15 protein-coding genes are annotated in these 17,601 nt (G+C 40.7%); 9 read left to right on the forward strand and 6 right to left on the reverse strand.

Going from position 1 to position 17,601, the window contains the following annotated elements; translation table 11 throughout:
* The first annotated feature begins 155 nt into the window (after positions 1–155).
* Positions 156–1,331 carry a tetratricopeptide repeat protein gene (locus tag FTU64_RS12455; protein WP_180055981.1) on the forward strand — a complete coding sequence of 392 codons (1,176 nt, stop codon included), beginning with the start codon at positions 156–158 and terminating at the stop codon, positions 1,329–1,331.
* A gap of 184 nt (positions 1,332–1,515) precedes the next feature.
* Here the strand turns inward: FTU64_RS12455 and FTU64_RS12460 are convergent, their stop codons facing one another.
* Positions 1,516–1,686, reverse strand: coding sequence for a hypothetical protein (locus FTU64_RS12460; protein WP_180055980.1), 171 nt, complete (start codon positions 1,684–1,686; stop codon positions 1,516–1,518).
* Positions 1,687–2,461: 775 nt separating this feature from the next.
* Between FTU64_RS12460 and ubiH the strand changes: the two genes are divergently transcribed.
* From ubiH to FTU64_RS12475, 3 genes are all read left to right on the forward strand, one after another.
* Positions 2,462–3,670, forward strand: coding sequence for a 2-octaprenyl-6-methoxyphenyl hydroxylase (gene ubiH, locus FTU64_RS12465; RefSeq protein WP_180055979.1), 1,209 nt, complete (start codon positions 2,462–2,464; stop codon positions 3,668–3,670).
* Positions 3,667–4,911, forward strand: coding sequence for an FAD-dependent monooxygenase (locus tag FTU64_RS12470; RefSeq protein ID WP_180055978.1), 1,245 nt, complete (start codon positions 3,667–3,669; stop codon positions 4,909–4,911). Before ubiH ends, FTU64_RS12470 begins: the two co-directional genes overlap by 4 nt.
* Positions 4,912–5,085: 174 nt before the next feature.
* The gene (locus FTU64_RS12475) at positions 5,086–5,334 is read left to right on the forward strand and encodes a hypothetical protein (protein ID WP_078189169.1); all 249 of its coding nucleotides are present in this window, start codon (positions 5,086–5,088) and stop codon (positions 5,332–5,334) included.
* Positions 5,335–5,448: 114 nt separating this feature from the next.
* On the opposite strand, the gene FTU64_RS12480 is transcribed toward FTU64_RS12475, so the two are convergent.
* Both FTU64_RS12480 and rsmI read right to left on the reverse strand, forming a co-directional pair.
* A complete protein-coding gene (locus FTU64_RS12480) occupies positions 5,449–5,871 on the reverse strand; it encodes a hypothetical protein (RefSeq protein ID WP_180055977.1) in 423 nt (140 codons plus the stop codon).
* A gap of 104 nt (positions 5,872–5,975) precedes the next feature.
* The gene (gene rsmI / locus FTU64_RS12485) at positions 5,976–6,818 is read right to left on the reverse strand and encodes a 16S rRNA (cytidine(1402)-2'-O)-methyltransferase (protein ID WP_180055976.1); all 843 of its coding nucleotides are present in this window, start codon (positions 6,816–6,818) and stop codon (positions 5,976–5,978) included.
* A 10-nt stretch (positions 6,819–6,828) separates the two neighbouring features.
* Between rsmI and FTU64_RS12490 the strand changes: the two genes are divergently transcribed.
* The 4 genes from FTU64_RS12490 (at position 6,829) to FTU64_RS12505 (ending at position 9,891) form a co-directional block, all read left to right on the forward strand.
* On the forward strand, positions 6,829–7,773 hold the full coding sequence (locus tag FTU64_RS12490) for a penicillin-binding protein activator (RefSeq protein ID WP_180055975.1): 945 nt from the start codon (positions 6,829–6,831) through the stop codon (positions 7,771–7,773).
* A 31-nt stretch (positions 7,774–7,804) separates the two neighbouring features.
* The gene (locus tag FTU64_RS12495) at positions 7,805–8,212 is read left to right on the forward strand and encodes a YraN family protein (RefSeq protein ID WP_067766314.1); all 408 of its coding nucleotides are present in this window, start codon (positions 7,805–7,807) and stop codon (positions 8,210–8,212) included.
* Positions 8,213–8,274: 62 nt separating this feature from the next.
* A complete protein-coding gene (locus FTU64_RS12500) occupies positions 8,275–8,976 on the forward strand; it encodes a BON domain-containing protein (RefSeq protein WP_180055974.1) in 702 nt (233 codons plus the stop codon).
* A 27-nt stretch (positions 8,977–9,003) separates the two neighbouring features.
* On the forward strand, positions 9,004–9,891 hold the full coding sequence (locus tag FTU64_RS12505; protein ID WP_067766053.1) for an alpha/beta hydrolase: 888 nt from the start codon (positions 9,004–9,006) through the stop codon (positions 9,889–9,891).
* Between the two features lie 74 nt (positions 9,892–9,965).
* On the opposite strand, the gene nudC is transcribed toward FTU64_RS12505, so the two are convergent.
* The 3 genes from nudC to dnaQ all read right to left on the reverse strand — a co-directional run bounded on the left by nudC (position 9,966) and on the right by dnaQ (position 14,010).
* On the reverse strand, positions 9,966–10,739 hold the full coding sequence (gene nudC / locus FTU64_RS12510; RefSeq protein WP_067766050.1) for an NAD(+) diphosphatase: 774 nt from the start codon (positions 10,737–10,739) through the stop codon (positions 9,966–9,968).
* Entirely contained in the window at positions 10,739–12,385 is a 1,647-nt protein-coding gene (locus FTU64_RS12515) for a chemotaxis protein (RefSeq protein ID WP_180055973.1), read from the reverse strand. Before FTU64_RS12515 ends, nudC begins: the two co-directional genes overlap by 1 nt.
* 128 nt (positions 12,386–12,513) lie before the next feature.
* A complete protein-coding gene (gene dnaQ, locus FTU64_RS12520) occupies positions 12,514–14,010 on the reverse strand; it encodes a DNA polymerase III subunit epsilon (RefSeq protein WP_180055972.1) in 1,497 nt (498 codons plus the stop codon).
* Positions 14,011–14,216: 206 nt separating this feature from the next.
* On the opposite strand from dnaQ, the gene FTU64_RS12525 reads away from it, so the two are divergent.
* Positions 14,217–17,555 carry a LysM peptidoglycan-binding domain-containing protein gene (locus FTU64_RS12525; protein WP_180059887.1) on the forward strand — a complete coding sequence of 1,113 codons (3,339 nt, stop codon included), beginning with the start codon at positions 14,217–14,219 and terminating at the stop codon, positions 17,553–17,555.
* The last annotated feature ends 46 nt before the right edge of the window (positions 17,556–17,601 follow it).

The raw sequence follows: 17,601 nt of genomic DNA on the forward strand, positions 1-17,601 counted from the left end.
AAGTAACTTGGACCAGTGTTGATCATTTAGCATTGTTCGAGGCATAGCGAGTGTAAAATTGGGTTTGGCGATTTAATTTTACTATCTCGCTATTTTTTTAATCAACAAATGTCAACAGACCCTAATCGTATAAATTTTTTATTTTAATCATAATTATGGGTGTTAGAAAAGCTGGAGTGGTTATTCCCTTTAATGGCAATCAACAGGATATTGAAAGACTGGTAAATGATTGGCTGGTTTATTTTGAAGAAAACTCAAAATCTGCATTAGATATAGAGTGGCTGACGGATCATATTGTTTGTATCAATAGTGCCGGATTAGCACATTTTGCTTTTACTGAACCTGAAAAATGGAGCAGTTTGCTGAGCAGTAAGTTGCCGATGAAATGGATGATCTTCTTTGATTTTGCAGACACAAATTCAAGCTATAGCTATGCGCTTTATAAAGAGGGTGCAGAAATCAGATGTGTCATTCAAGCGGAAGAAGAGGAACTTTACATGGATGGAGAAAGACAAGATTTTGAAAAGGAATGGTTAAACTTTTCAACAAGATATTTTTACGAATATGTTGAAAATGGCAAAGTTCAAAAAAAATGGACGACTGATTTAAACAGTTTAAAAGAAGAAATCAATGAAGATTTGGAAAGCTATTATCAGTATTATTATTTTAGCGAAAAGGATCATTTAATTTATCATACTCAATTGGTTCGGCAGTTATTGATTGAACTCTTTAAAAACTATGTCGGTTTTGAAATCTTTGATAGTGATTATAATCCAGTAAAGAAAATAAAGTTTAAGTATAACAATCAGCGTACTTATGATGATTATTTGAGTTTAGCCTCAAGAGGGGATATTGCAGCCCAAATTAAATTGGGTGAAATGTATGAAACGGGATGCGGCGTCGAAAAAAATGATGTTACAGCACAAGGATGGTATCAAAAAGCGGCTGATCAGGGGGATGATGCAGCGATGCTGAAGTTAGCGGTGCTGTTGTTCAGAAAACCATGTAAAACAGAGGTTCATATCGCTTTAGCTCTGCTGAATCAGTCAGTGGAAAAGGGAAATATAAACGCAAGAACGGCCCTTGCTGAAATATATGAAAAGGGCGAAATTCTTGATCAAGATTATAATCTAGCTATGAACTTGTACAAGCAATCGGCAAAACAAGGCTGTGCAATTGCTCCCTATAAAATTGGCTTAATGTATGAGCTAGGCAATGGCGCAGCTCAAGATTTAAAGATGGCGAAACGCTGGTATCACCAAGCGGCGAATGCTTTTAATCAAGATGCAGAAATTCGATTGCAGAAATTAATCCAGCATTTTAATGCTTAAGCCATTCATTTAAATTATTCCGTATTAAGGAGATCATTTCTGTCTTTTGTGTTCTATATCTTTATCTATTGCTATGAAAATAAATTGAATACATGAGCGCAATATTTTGACCAAATCATGGAAAATATTAAATAAATATAAAAAAAGCCGATCCATTGATCGGCTTTTTAGCTTCACTTTGCGATTAAGACTTTTGTAAAAATTCTGTCGCTAATTTTAAAAACTCTTCCGGTTTTTCATATACGGCCAAATGTCCGGTTGCCGGTTGCCGGTTGCCGGTTGCCGGTTGCCGGTTGCCGGTTGCCGGTTCAGCATATTCAGCATGTGAAATCAGATCTATAGCATATTGGACCATACACTCGGGTGCATATAATCATAATTACAGCCATTCACTAATGTTTGTTTGTTGATTTTTTTTCGCTGTCTCAGTCACATCGGTATGAATCTACAACTCAGCTTGGTGGGTAAATCTTTCTCAATTATTGGTTTGCAGCGTATTTTCTAAGGTTTGCGCCATAGTATTTTCACACCATGCCAAGGTAAAGTTGGCGCTAAAACCTGTTTGAATAATAGTGCTCAACATCGCTTTAGAGTTGCTCTGTACCTAACTCAAATTAAAGCTTGGTACGTGCATCAACTTTAGGATAAGGCGCCAATAACACAACAAAAATTACATTTTCTGGATATATTCTGCTGCGGAATATATCCAGAAAATGTTGTGTAATGAAAAGCTCATTAAACCGAATGGTGTAACATAAGTGGTTTCTGCAGCTGCAATCACTTATTCAAATAATTGAGCAATTGCTAAATGCTGATCATCAGGTTGTTAGCTTGATATCATCCTTTTGAATGCATCAAAACATGACATGTTCAAATGACGCTGATTTACGCAAATGATGGTTGATTCTGATGGGCTTAGCCATTTTTATTGTGATTTTCTCTTTTTTTAAAGATCAATATTTACGGCAAGAGATGATTAATTTTGTATTTAATCAGTGCAAATACCTGCAACTAATTTGTATTTCATTATAAAAAATCATGCCCTTGATGTAAGATAAAATTCATTACAGATTATATGTATTTCGAGTGAATGTCCTAAATTCGAATACTTGATAAAAAAGGAAACAAGCATGCAGCAAGAAGTCATCATAGTTGGTGGTGGTATGGTCGGTTTAAGTCTGGCACTCATGTTGGCCAAAGACAAAATTGGCGTAAAACTTTTAGAAGCCACTAAATACCCCAATTATGATGATGCAAACCTTGAGCCTTATCACTCGAGTTTTGATGCACGAAACAGCGCCTTGTCACGCCGTACGGTGCAAATTTATCAAGAACTAGGCCTCTGGGATGCTTTGCAGGAACACGCCACACCTATTTTAGAAGTGAATATTACAGAGCAAGGCAGTTTTGGTAAGGCAAGACTCAAAGCAGAACAAGAAAAAGTCGAAAGCTTTGGACAAGTTATTGAAAATGCATGGCTCGGCCGTGTGCTGCTCACAGAAGTCAAAAAAGAACCGCTGATAGAATTAATTGACGGCGTACAAGTGACTTCGCTGACGCAGGATGCAGACCATGCCTATATTGAAGCAAAGCGTGCTAAAGAACAGCTCAAACTACAATCTAAAATTGTGATTGCCGCCGATGGCCGTGATTCATTCTGCCGTAAAGCCTTAGGTATTGGCGCATCGGTGCATGATTATGACCAAGTGGCGATTGTCACTACAGTACAAACCTCTAAACCGCATGGTTATGTCGGTTTCGAGCGTTTTAGTCCGCTTGGTCCGCTAGCGCTGCTGCCACTTCCAGGTGAATACCGTCGCTCAGTGGTTTGGCCTGTTCCTAAAGGAACTGAAGGCGAGTGGATGGGTGATGAAAATGATCAGCACTTCTTAGATGCTTTACAAGAAACCTATGGCGACCGTGCAGGTAAATTCCAAAAAACTGGTAAACGTTTCAGCTTCCCATTGTCGCAAGTACTTGCAGAGAAACAAGCTGTAGGTCGTGTAGTGCTCATGGGAAATGCTGCACATACCATTCACCCAGTTGCTGGTCAGGGCTTTAACTTATGTATGCGCGATGCCTATGTACTACGCCGTTATTTAAAAGAGCAAGTTGAAAAAAATGCAGATCTGGGTGATGCAGCTATGTTGCTTGATTATGAAAAATCGCGCCTGACCGATCAGCAGCGGGTGATTAAATTCTGTGATTCAGTTGTTCGTGGTTTTAGCAACCAGAACCCATTTTTAAAATTGATTCGCAATACTGGATTAGTTGCCTTTGATACCATTCCGGGGATTAAGCCTTTGGTCGCGAATTATGCAATGGGGCTAAAAGCATGAGTTTAAATCAAACAAATGTACTGGATGCCGTGATTGTCGGCGGCGGCTTGGTCGGTGGCTTAACGGCATTGCTGTTGGCGCAAGGCGGTGTGCAGGCTACGGTATTGGATGCGGCACCTATTTTGGATGCAGAAAAAACCAAAAGTGTTGCGAATCCTCGAGTTTTGGCGCTCAGTCAAGCCACCATTCATTTACTCAAGACTGTGGGTGTTTGGGAAAAGCTTGCCCGTCAGCAGCCTTATACTGGTATGCAGGTGTGGAATAAAAATGGCTATGGAGAAATCAATTTTGGTCATGTGGCAGAGCAAACACCATCAGTTGAGCAAGCTTTAGGTTCAATGGTTGAACCAAGTGTATTGAATTTAGCCATTCAAGAAAAAATGCTAGAACAGCTTGAAGACTACCGAACCCAAGTTAAGGTCAGTCGAGTTGAGCGTGGCGTTGGTGTGTGGATCATTCACCTCGCAGATGGTACCCAGCTCAAAACAAAACTGGTGATAGGTGCAGATGGTGCAAACTCATTTGTCCGTGAGCAAGCTTTCATCGATCTAGATGTATTGGACTATAAGCAAGCCGGTGTGAGCTGTGCAATTAAAACCTCCCAACCGCATCAGCATTTAGCACGTCAAATTTTCTTAGAAACTGGCCCTTTAGCATTTTTGCCGATGGCGAGTCTGAAAAAAGAAGAAAGCGGTTATTGGCAATCGATTGTGTGGACCTTACCAGATGATTATGCCGATGAATATGTGGCTTTATCCGATGTTGAATTTACTGCGTTGCTCACTCGAGAAAGCCATCACATGCTCGGCGAAGTCTTAGAAGCAACGCCACGTGCTAAATTTCCATTGAAGGCACGAGCTGCACAGCAATATGTTCATGATGGTCTAGCGCTGATTGGAGATGCGGCCCATGTGATTCATCCGCTTGCAGGACAAGGCGTGAATATTGGCTGTTTAGATGCAGCGGTGCTTTGCGATGTGCTTTTGACCGATAAAAAACGAGGTGTGTGGGCACATGAACAAAGTTTGAAGCGCTATGAGCACCGCCGTAAAGGGCAAAACGATGCCATGATGCATAGTATGTCCGCGATTGGTTGGTTAGAAACCACCACTTTTTCACCTGTGGTGTGGGCGCGAAACTTTGGTTTAAAACAAGTGGAAAATCAGACTGTTCTAAAAGATGCGTTTATGGCTCAAGCCAATGGTCTGAGTATTTTAAAAGAGACAATCTACGCAGCTTAGGTCAAAGTCTGATATTTTTTAGACAGTCGTATAAACAAGGTTACGATTTTGATTAAAAAAGATACGATTTTTTGGTTGTGGGTACTAGTCGAAATGCTCAGAGATTGCTAAATTTCTGTTAATTTAAAACCAGCCATTCGCTGGCAAACAGAAGTCATTCGCGGGGAGAACACAATGACTGATATGAACGATTATGATGATCCAGAAGATTCAGTAGTTGATGAAGATGAAGCACAAGCAGCTGAAAAAGGTGCAGGTGACGCAGCTGATTCTGCTTCTGATGGTGACACCTCTGAAGCTGAAACATTAACAGTGACTGCAAAACTAAAACAACGTCAGGCGCTTGAAGATGAAGTTGCTGCGTTCTTAGCGCGTGGTGGTCGTATTACCGAAGTCCCTCCAGACGAATCGGCAAAAGATTAAAAATGAAAAAACACCACGTCATGTGGTGTTTTTTTTGCTTCATTCGCTTGTGCGAGGCTGAAGGTCATTCATTTTTAAACTAAGCATGTTTAGTTATGACGTTGTGAAGTTATTTTAAGTCGTCTTTGGCTTCATATATTTACGACTGATCGCGTAAATAGGATAGAACACAAAATGCAGTAAAAGCAAAAACATACAATTGATAATAAATGCAGCAATATACGGTGGTGCATGCATGGTCGCCACAGCAGCGACAAAAGATTGAAAAAGTAATACCGCACTCAAAACGACATAAGCCCAATAGCGATGCCTATCCCAAAATTGGCTCAGTTTCAGTAAATTACCGACTACAAAATAGAGGGAACAATATCCACAGACCATCGCAATCGCGCTATGATCGGCCGTCATTTGCTCGCCACTAATATAGTGCGGATAGGGTTGAATGCCAGTATAAATAATATGTGCAAGGGCGGTGAGCCAAACCAGATTAAAGAGAATGAACATCAGCGGTTTTTTGACAGACAGATTTATGGACATGTTATAAGCAACTTTTTTCATTCTATTTAAATTATTGTATGGGATAGCTTATGGAACCCGTAGGTCCCATAAGCGGTTCAAATTAAAAATAAAAAAAATTAAGCTTAATCGTTCGCTTGGGTTAATTCTAAAGCACGTTGATAGGCCACTTTCTTTTTAATCCCAGTTAAATCTGCAGCCAACTGAGAGGCAGCTTTAACGGACAAGTCTTGAAGTAAACGGGTCAACAATTTGTCTAACTTTTCTTGCTCTAGGTCTTTTTCTTCGGTCGCACCACCAATCACCAATACGATTTCGCCTTTTTGCTGATTGTGATCAGATTCGACAAAATGAACCAATTCGCCCAAAGACATTTTTTTAATAGTTTCAAATGTTTTGGTAATTTCACGTGCAAAGCCCACAGGACGATCTGCACCAAAGACATTCGACATATCTTTTAGGCAATCCACAATACGGTGCGGCGCTTCATAAATAATCATGGTTTGAGTTTCGTCTTTCAGTTTTTCCAGTGCTAAAAGACGTTGTGACTGTTTAGACGGTAAAAAGCCTTCGAAACTAAAACGGTCACTGGGTAGGCCGACAGCACTGAGAGCTGCAATGGCAGCACAGGCACCCGGCACAGGAATGACACGAATATTTTTTTCTTGTGCAGCACGAACCAGTTTAAAGCCGGGGTCACTGATCAATGGTGTGCCTGCATCACTAATCAGCGCCATATTTTCACCCTTTTCGAGGCGTTCAATCAGCTGGTCTATTTTGTTGCTTTCGTTATGGTCGTGGCAGGCGGTTAAAGGTGTATTGATACTAAAATGTTTAAGTAATTGTGCTGAAGTTCGTGTATCCTCAGCGGCAATAATTTTAACCGACTTCAAAACATCAATTGCACGATAACTAATATCATCTAAGTGCCCGATTGGAGTCGCAACAACAAATAACTGAGCACTCATAGGTTTCTCCATGTTGGATAATAAGAAAAAAATAATGGTTTTTTGCTTGCTAAGCAGTTTAATTTCAGCAGCACAAGCAGACGTATTGGTCATTCTACCTGAATCTGGCCCTATGGCGCGAGCTGCATCCAGTATTAAGCAGGGTTTCAACAGCGCGTATAATTCATCCGACTATAAAGTACCCGTAAAATTTATTAATTCGGATCAAAAGCAGATCGCAGCTTTATTAAAAAAACACGTCAATAAAAAAACACAACTGGTCATTGGACCACTTGCACGTCAAGACGTCGAAGCCTTGGTCAAGGCCAAACCGAAAGTCCGTGTACTTGCATTAAATGAATCTTCAAATCAAATCACCAATGTTTGGCAATATAGTTTGGCCAAACGTGATGATGCTGTAGCTTTAAAAAATATTTTTGAAAAAGATCAATTAAAAGAAGTGATGGTGTTCAGGCAGCCAGGGACAGAGGATGAGCATGAACTGATGTTAATGGTGCTCATGAGTCAAACACCTCTGCCATTACATGTTATTGATCAATTGCCTGCAAAAATAAAGAAATATCAGGGGGTGTTATTGCTCGGTAATAATCAGTGGTTAAATAGTCAAAATAATTTACCTAAAAAGCAAATTTACACGTTGGCCAATGCAATTGAGGCCGATCAACCAGTACCAATGGGGGTGAAGTTTTGTGATGCACCAGCATTGTATGATGCGAAGTGGTCAGATGTAATGCGGGCTTATGAACATAATCCTGTTGCGATGCCATATCAACGTTTAATGGCTTTCGGTGGTGACGCGTGGCATATCGCGAAGCAATATTTACAAGAGCCCAAATTAAAAAGTTTAGAATTTCAGGGCAGGACAGGATTAATTAAAATCAGTGACAATCAAATTCACCGTATTCCACATTGCTATCAACGAACTAAAAAGGGTATTGAGCCGATTTCAATTTAATAGGAAAAGTTAGATTGAGGGTGTGGATATGATGAACTTAGGCCAGTGGGCAGAGCAGCAAGCGCTAACATGGGCACAGCAGCAAAATTATGTCTTGGTACAACGTAATTTACATAGTCGTTATGGCGAAATTGATTTGATCGTGGCTCGAGAAAAGGATTTGGTTTTTATTGAAGTTAAAGCGCGTTCAAATACCCAATATGCGCAAGCGATAGAAACAATCTCGATTCACAAACAACGTAAAATGATGAAGACCGCGTTGCATTTTTTAAATGAACAGTCACATTTTTATGATTATTATTGTCGCTTTGATGTGATTTGTTTTGATTTTTATCAACACTTTGCAAAAACACTACAGCAAGACTTTTCAAAATACCCGTATGATCAGCAATGGATTGAAAATGCTTTTACTTTTGATCAAGAGTTGATTAATCTCTGATAAAAGAAACTGTGTAAATGCATAGAAAAATACCGGTGTAAAAATTTTAGGAGTTGTGCTGAGTGGTTAAGCGTATTGCAATGACGATGCTTTGTGTCGCGAGTTTATCAGGATGTGCGAGTTTTATTTCAAATGGTACAGGCTCAGCACCTGTAGGAACGGAAAGTGGTGCACGCTCTTTGGGGCAAGTATTTATTGACTCATCTATTGTTCGTACTGCAAAAATTAATTTATATAAATTAGACAGTCGTTTTAAACAATCTCGTGTCAATATTGAAAGCTTTCATGGCAATGTGTTGTTAACAGGCCAAGTGCCTGATAATCACTTAAAAGAATTGGCTGAAGAAAATGTTCGTTCAATGAGTGATGTTAAAACCGTACATAATTATATTACTGTGGGCAACCAAATTAGCTACAGCACTATTATGCAAGATACAGCTGTAACAGCTAATACCCGTGGGCTAATTATGAAAGCGCCTGTGGTATCTGACAGCAAAGTACACATTCATACTGAAGATGCTGTTCTTTATGTGATGGGCCGTTTAAACAGTGCGGAAATCACAGACTTAAATCAAATCTTGCAACAAGTGGGTAATGTAACGCGAATTGTCACTTTAATTGACAATGTTGAACAAAGCTCAAATCCACAAGAGCGTAGTATCAACTCGAGCTTTACCACACCAACTGTTAGTAATGTGCAGCCTGAAGTACAAACGCCCGTTGCCATTGATCCAGATGCAGTTGATCCAAACCACGCACAATAAATCTCAATTATTTAGTATCGAAAATCTATGTCGAGCAAGTTTCAGCTTTGGTCACAACAGCTTCAACAAAAGGTGGAGCTGGCAAAATCACTTTATCGAGACTTTAGAATCTATGATTTTGGTAGTCTTGCACTCAATCGGCTCACACCTAAAAAAGGTTATAGCATCCAAAGTAATATTGCGTATGGCTTAAAAGCCCGTCATCGTTTGGATTTATATCGTACTGAGCAACCACGTCAAAAGCGCCCACTGATTGTATTTGTACATGGTGGCGCATGGATGCATGGTGATAAAAAAGACTATGGTTTTATTGGTGAAGCCTTTGCTAAAGAAGGTTTTGATGTTGCGGTTATAAACTATCAACTTGCACCAGAACATATTTTTCCTGCATCAATTGATGATTTGAGTCTAGCATTAAACTATTTGACGCAATCACAGCATAAGTTGCAGATCGAACTAGAAGATTTGGTGTTGATGGGGCATTCAGCAGGGGCATTTAATGTCATGTCTGCGCTGTACCATCCTCAGCCATATCAATTACAAATCCGTGAAAACATTCGTGCCATTGTCGGCTTGGCTGGGCCTTATCATTTTGACTATAAAGGTGACCCAATTTGTGCTGAGGCTTTCGATCAAGATGTCCCATATCAGCAAGTGATGCCGTATTATTTTGTTGAATCTAACAAAGTAAAACACTACTTATTTACTGCCGCGAATGACGATATTGTTGGGGTAAATAATAGTGAAGATTTAGACCGTCAATTAAAGGCATTGGGAAATCACAGTCAGTTAATAGAAATTCCTCGTGTCGGTCATATCACGATGATTGGGTCAGTATCGAGCTTATTTAGTCGTTTCTTTAAAACCAAAGCTGAAATTATGCGTGTTTTAGATGAAATTAGCCCGAAGGTTTAGAGAGCTGTAAATGGTATGGATAAACCGCAAATCTATTGCGGTTTATTTTTTTGTAAATACCTTTTGCTGCTTGATTAAAGCCAAGCCTCTGTATCATCAGCTACCGCTGTTCCATGTATCGCATGCATAATCATGGCGTGGGCAATACTACCTTTAAAGGGGATTTCTGGCAGATGATCAAACTTGAAAAATGCGGCATCCGCAATTTCTTCTTCTTGTAACTGTAATTCACCAGCTGCATATTCGGCTTTAAAAGCAATCATTAAATTACTCGGGAAAGGCCAAGGTTGGCTAGCTAAGTACTGGATATTTTTAACCTGTATGCCAACTTCTTCCAAGGTTTCGCGACGTACAGCTTCCTCTAAAGTTTCGCCAACTTCAACAAAACCGGCAATTAAGCCATACATTTGCCGTGCGTTACGCGCATTTTTTGCTAAGAGGATTTCGTCCTTGCCACGTGTAATAACGGTAATGACGCAGGGATTGACCCGTGGATATTGGTGATAGCCACAGGCAGGGCATACCATTGCATATTCAGTCGCGTGAACTTCAGTTGCTGTACCGCAATGGCTACAAAATTTATGATTACGACGCCATTCTAAAAGTTGAATTGCACGACTAGCTTGTTCAAACTCTTTGACATTCCAGAGTTGCAAAAGCTGACGTATTGGAATGAGTTGTAAGCCTTGAGGAATAGGCTCATCTTCGAGGAGGTCACGGGCAATCACTTGATCACCCGTACCTATATTTAAATCACTTGCGAGTTGCTCAACTTCTGGAAGTTGAAAGTTTTCATCGACCAACAATTGCTGTTGTTTAAAGATATAGGCAAGTGACAATTTAGACATTAGGCTGCTGCAGATTTCAGTTTTTCGCTACTGTCCAATGCTACCTTAAACATCGTGTGTAATACAGGTTGTTTGTTCTTTAAATTGTCAATGAGCATGTCAGCACTTGCCAATGAATCTAATGCTTGATTCACTTCATTTGCATCAATCGCTGTTGATGATTCAACTCGTTTCAAAATGAATTGAGCAGTTGAATTCAGCGCATTTTGAGCTGCATCTGCATTGAGGAACAACATTGCACCACCAATTTCGCGGAATTGAGTTGCAGTCGCTTCAAGTTGTGTTAAATCTTGGTTTTGTAAATACTGAACCAAAGATTGGCTAGCAGCATCAATTAAAACCTTGGTCTCATTTAACAGGGCAGCATGTGCTTCATCTAAACGGTCGAGTGAAATATTCATATTATTCACACGAAGTTGTAAGCGGCTAGAGGTGTGATGACGCTCAAGCACACCAATCGAGTTCATGGCAGACAAGATATTGTTCATCAACTGCTGGGCAAAGCTTTCATCTTGTAAAATCTCAGCATTACCTAATGACGCAGCTTGACGCGACAGGTCGTTATAAGCTTCATTTAAGTTCAAGACTTTGAAAATATTTGCCAATTCGTTCAATTTCGCTTGAAGTTCTTGGGTTTTTTCAGGCGTCATATTTTGATAGTTAAATTCAATATCATTACGAATTTGCGTCATTTCAGTCGTAACCAATTCACCAATGGTATGCATGGTTTCGAAGTCAGGACCATATAAATGACGACTGAAAACTTGCAATTGGGTGTCGGTAAGAAGATCTTCACCGATATTTAACTTGCCACGAATATGATGAGAAATGTCATCTTCTTGGCTAATGCTTAGACTTAAGACATTGGCTAAATCAGAAATGGATGCTTTAAAGCGCTCAGTTCCTGCAAAATATTGAGCCATATTGCGTTCAATGCTTACCAAGGTACGTAAACGAGCATCGGTAATTAAGATTTGATCAATTTGATTAAACGCAACAAAAACCAAGTTCCAGTATTGTTTGCTTGGATGTTTGTCTGAAAGACCTGCTAAATACGTACCGACCAATTTAATCGCTTGCAGATCCAGCTCAGTTTCTTCTTGTTTAATCAATTTATTCAACGCCAACTTATACAGACGGTGAACGTATTTTGATTTTTCAAGTGCAGGCGCTTGAGGTAAGTCAAAGTCAGGAGTAATACAATCGAGTAGGGACTCAATGTGTTGGCCTTCCGACGTTAGAGGTTTACCCAAAGACAGTTCTAGACGATTCAGACTGTCGAGTAGGAACTGTGGAATTTTAACTTCACGCAGGCAGATAAATTCGATATAGCGTTTCAGCATGGTTGTGCCTTCGCTCAGTGCGATGACATTTTGAGTGTTAATTTGCGCAGGATTCCCCATGATCTTGCGCATTAACTCTGCTGAATATTGAGCGATTTTTGCCAAACTTGGCATATCAACTAAAGCTAATACTTGAGCACATTGTTCAAATTGAATCAGTGCATCATCAATCCCGAAAGGTAAAGTTTGATCTTCAACTAAGGTGCTGACTGCTGATTCGACTAACTTGATTGAGTTATCAACCTCATTTTTTATTATCAGCAAAGCCGTTGGATCAAAATGGATAGAGGTTTGGTAAGACATGTATCTGCACCTTTCCTAGATGTTTTATCTTGTTTATTAACCGCCCCTTAAGGCGGTCCATGTTTATGGTTTTACTATAGCGTATGTAAGAATTGTTTATATACAAAAAGTAACACGAAATTTAGATTTTATTTCGCAAAAAGGCAAGGTGTACCATGTTTTTCTTCAAATTGTTTGACCCATGTCTCATGGGCTTCAAGTTCATCTGCTGAAGGTAAAATCACTGGTAATTCAATTTCAACAGCGGCGCGGGTTTGCGAACCATCTTCATTTTGCGAGTGGGTCAGTGCATCGATATCAAAGGATACCTGACCGCCCGTCATTGCTAGGTAAACGTCAGACAGAATTTCAGCATCGAGTAAGGCACCATGGAAGGTACGGTCTCGTTGTGGAATTTCATAGCGACGCACCAACGCATCGAGTGAGTTTTTCTGGCCTGGATGCTTGGCTTTGGCCATAGCCAAGGTATCGGTAACTTCGCAAACTTCCGATAAGGCCACAAAACCTGCGCGTTTGAACTCCATATCAAGGAAGTTCATATCGAAGGTTGCATTATGCGCAATGATTTCTGCGCCTTTTAGATAGTCAAATAATACATCAGCAATTTCAGCATACAGTGGTTTGTCTTTTAGAAAGTCATCACTGATTCCGTGAATATTTTCAGATTCGCCGACAGGTTTTTGCGGGTTGATATAAATATGAATTGAGCTGCCGGTCAGTTTACGGTTAATCATTTCCACCGCACCGACTTCAATAATGCGGTCGCCATCTTGGAAATAGAAACCCGTAGTTTCCGTATCCAAAATTAATTGTCGTGGGCCAGATACATCGACGGTTGCTGGTGTAATGACAATCATCGGATGGATTTCAGCAGCTTGTTTAGACTGTATAGGAGCAGCTGCGCTCAACGTTGAAGCAGTGTCAGTTGTTTGTTGTTCTATCGCAATGTCATCAATCTGCTCTGCATTGTTCGCTGTCTCAGCAGCGATTTCAAGTGACGGAGCAATTTCTAGCGGCTGAGCAATTGAAGATTCCTGAATTGAAGCGTCAACAATGCTTTCATTTGAAATCGTAGCTTCTTCAGAGATTTCTTCTTCATCATCACTATCAGCAAATTCGAGTCCAAACGGATCATTTAATAGCCAGTCAGGTTCAGCTTTTTTTTTAGGTGCTTCAGCTGTAGATGCTGCTTGTTTGATGCGTTCGAGGGTTTTTTCTGCGCCTAGATTGGCCAATTGATCAGCCATTTCATTTCCCGGATGGCCTGCATGCCCTTTAATCCAGTTCCATTCAATTTCCCGACCCTGACAAGTTGCATCCAGTAATTTCCACAGATCAGGATTTTTAACATCTTTCCAGTTTTTCTTTTTCCAACCATGTATCCACTCGGTAATGCCTTGTTTGACATAGTTAGAGTCTGTCCAAATAATCAGTTTTGCATCGGACGGACAGTGTTGAATGCCTTCAATTGCAGCAGTCAATTCCATACGGTTATTGGTGGTTTCAGCTTCGCCGCCGCAGAGTTTTTCTTCTCCAGTTTCACGGATGATATAGGCCCCCCAACCCCCTAAGCCAGGGTTGCCTTTACATGCACCATCAACATAAAGCGTGATTGTTTGAGACATAAATCAAATCCGGAGAAAAACAAGCATTCAGAACCGTATATTCTATAACGCAAATGACAGAGAGAAATCCATTTCTGGCGATTTTTTTAATTTCTTGTAACATTTATACTGAAATAGCGTTAAATTAACGCCTTGTGTCTGTGTTCTGCTTCACTACAATGGCATATCTAAAAAATAAATTTTATATGAGTTGTCTGGATTTTTTTATGTATAAATCAACTGCGACTGTCTGGCAGCCTACGTTACCACAAATTTTTAAATTTACAGTCTTGGGTTCTGCGCTCGCAGCTCTTGGTCTGACGGGCTGTTCTTCATCGCAAACGACTAAGCAGAACTCAGCAAGTAAACAAGTTGGCTCAAACTTTCTCGATGCCAATAGTTTAGATTCACTCGAAGATTTACTTTCTGCAACAGACATGCGTGCCGTAGAAGGCGACCGCCTTTTAGTACTAAAGCACGGTGATGTTTGGAAGCGAATGACCGTTGGTTTCAAAATGGATTTGAACCACTGGGATACGCGAATTGAAGCACAGCGTGGTTGGTTTATTTCACGTCAACCGTATATTGACCGTTTAAGTGCGCGTGCGTCCCGTTATTTATATCACACGGTTAAAGAAGCAGAACGTCGTGGTTTGCCGACTGAGTTGGCGTTATTGCCAGTGATTGAAAGTTCTTATGACCCAGCAGCAACTTCAAGTGCTGCCGCAGCAGGTTTATGGCAGTTTATTCCAAGTACTGGACGTATTTACGGCTTAAAACAAACCTCAATGTATGATGGTCGTCGTGACGTAGTTGAATCTACGCGTGCAGCTTATGAGTTTTTAGGTGCGCTACATAACCAGTTCGGTTCGTGGGAATTGGCTTTGGCTTCTTATAATGCAGGGCCGGGGCGTATTCAACAAGCGATTAACCGTAACCGTGCAGCAGGTTTGCCAACCGATTATTGGTCGTTAAAACTGCCACAAGAAACCATGAACTATGTCCCACGTTTCTTGGCTGTTGCTCAAATTATTAAAAATCCAAGTGCTTATGGCGTAAGTTTACCGCCAATTGCTAACCGTCCACATTTTCGTGAAGTGGCTGTAGGGCCTGCAAATTTAAATGAAATTGCATCTATTACTGGTTTAAGTCGTGCAGAACTTTATGCACTAAACCCGGGTCATCGTGGCGATGTGATTGATAGCAGCAGCCCAATGCGGATTTTAATTCCTGCGGATGTGAGTCCATCAGTCGATGCACGTTTGAAAAAATTACAATCAGGTGGTTCATCAGGTTATTGGGCAAGTAATTCAACTTATAACTTACCAAAAAATAATGTTGAAATAACACCGTCACGTGTTACTCCGCCGGAATTAAATAGTAAAACTATTCAGCCCGCTAAAGTGACGCCACCTACGCTGACCACACAGCCGACAGTGACAGCTTCTGCCAAACCACCTGTAGTCGCTGCAACGGTAACGCCAAGTATTCCGTCAGGAACGAAAGGCAAAACACCAATGGGATCATCTGCTTTAGCTGCATTTGCATCGAATAGTGATATTCCAAGTGCGCCGCGTATACCAGTCGCTGTAACACCTTCGACTCCTGTGAAAGCCGTGTCTGTCGAGCCACCACTCAGCGCAAATGAGCGTGAGCAAATCATGGCGGCTATTAAAGCCGAAGGTGAGACCAAAACAGTTGATGAGGTGTTAAAACCAGTAGCGACCAAAGCAGAACAAGAAGAAGTCGTTCAGGAAATTAAAGCTATTGCGCCGAAGGGCACTGAAATTGTCGATCCTTATGATGGTAAGATTAAGTTGACAGCGATTCAGACCAGCCAGTCGATTGCGGATCAACAAGGTAAAGAACTGACCAAAGGTTTCTCTTACCCGAAAAGCGTGGCTGAAAATACAGGTGCTGATTCTGAAGAAGCCAAACGCAACCAAGGTAAAAATGTCATTCGTACAGATTCTGAAATTGTAGTTGTACCACCTAAAGGTAAACGCAGTACTTATACAGTTTTGGCAGGTGACACTTTAGCGTTGATCGCGATGAAAAATGGCGTGAATTGGCGTGATATTGCAGCTTGGAACCAAATTTCGCCAGATTCGACTTTGTATGTCGGTACGACCATCTATTTATATGATGCGAAACCGATTGTTCAAAATAACGAAGAGTCGAAAGCCAAGCCTATAGCAGATAGCTACGTAGTGAAAGCAAATGACAGTCTTACAGCTGTTGCGAGTCAATTTGGTTTAAGTACGAAGCAACTCGCAGACTACAATGGTTTAACCACCACGAGTGGTTTATATGTTGGGCAGAAATTGTCCTTAAAAGAAACACCTGCATCTAAAGCAAAATTGGAAGCTAACAAGAAAGCAGCTCAAGTTGTCGAAAAATCTGCAAAAGTTCAAACAAAATCCTACACGGTAAAACGTGGTGAATATCTAAAACTCATTGCAGATCGTTATGCGCTGTCAAATCAAGAGTTGGCAGATTTAACAATAGGCTTAACGGCTGGCAGTAGTTTGATGGTGGGGCAAAAAATTAATGTGCCATTACAAGCAGTAGCCGAGGTTGAGAGCAAAGTTGAAAAGCTTGAAAGCAAAGTCGTAAATCGCATTGAAAATGTCAAAGTTGATCCTGCTTATAAAGTTGAAAGCTATAAAGTTCAGCGTGGTGATACGCTTTACAGCATTGCGACGCAGTCAAAAATCAGTTTGTCTGAATTGGCGAGTTTAAATGACATGTCGGCAAACAGTGGGCTGATGGCTGGGCAAAGTATTAAAGTACCTGCAAGTTCAACTGTTCCAGATACTTATGTGGTGCAGTCTGGCGATACACTGACAGGTATTGCTAGCCGCTATGATTTGGGCATGGACTATGTCGCGAATTTAAATGGCATAGAGCGTAGTTCAGGTCTACGTGTTGGGCAGAAATTAAAATTAACAGGTGATGTTGCACCGGTTAAAGTAGAAACTAAAGTTGAGCCGACCAAAACTGAAAGCAAAACCAATACACGAACGAATTCTGTTGAAGCGACCGATTTTCATGTGGTGAAATCAGGTGAAACGCTGGGTGTGATTGCGAAGAAATATCATCTTCAATTGCGTTATTTAGCTGAATTAAATGGCCTAAATACCAATAGTGCGATTCGTGTAGGGCAGCGTTTAAAAGTAGATGGTGAACTACCTGCTGATGTAGCTAGTAAAGCAACTGAAACCAAAAAAACGGAAGCTAAATCCTCTACGAGCAATGTGAAACCAGCAAATACTGAAAGCTATACTGTGAAATCAGGCGAGTCTTTAAATTCGATTGCTAGTCGGACGGGGTTAACTGTGGCAGCATTGGCTGAGTTAAATAACTTGAACCCGCGTGCTGGGCTTCGTGTTGGTCAAAATTTACAAGTTCCTAAAACCATCAGTGAATACCGTATTAAACGCGGGGATACGCTGATTGGTTTGGCAAGTCGTTATGGACTAGATACATCAAAACTCGCTGAAATGAATGATATGCAACCGTCTGCTCAGTTACGTATTGGTGAAGTGATAAAAGTACCGAACTGAGTCCAAACATTAAGGAGTTAAGTTGAATGTATTCTGCTTCAACTTC

It is taken from the genome of Acinetobacter sp. YH12128, assembly GCF_013418655.1.
GTDB classification, from domain to species: Bacteria; Pseudomonadota; Gammaproteobacteria; order Pseudomonadales; family Moraxellaceae; genus Acinetobacter; species Acinetobacter amyesii.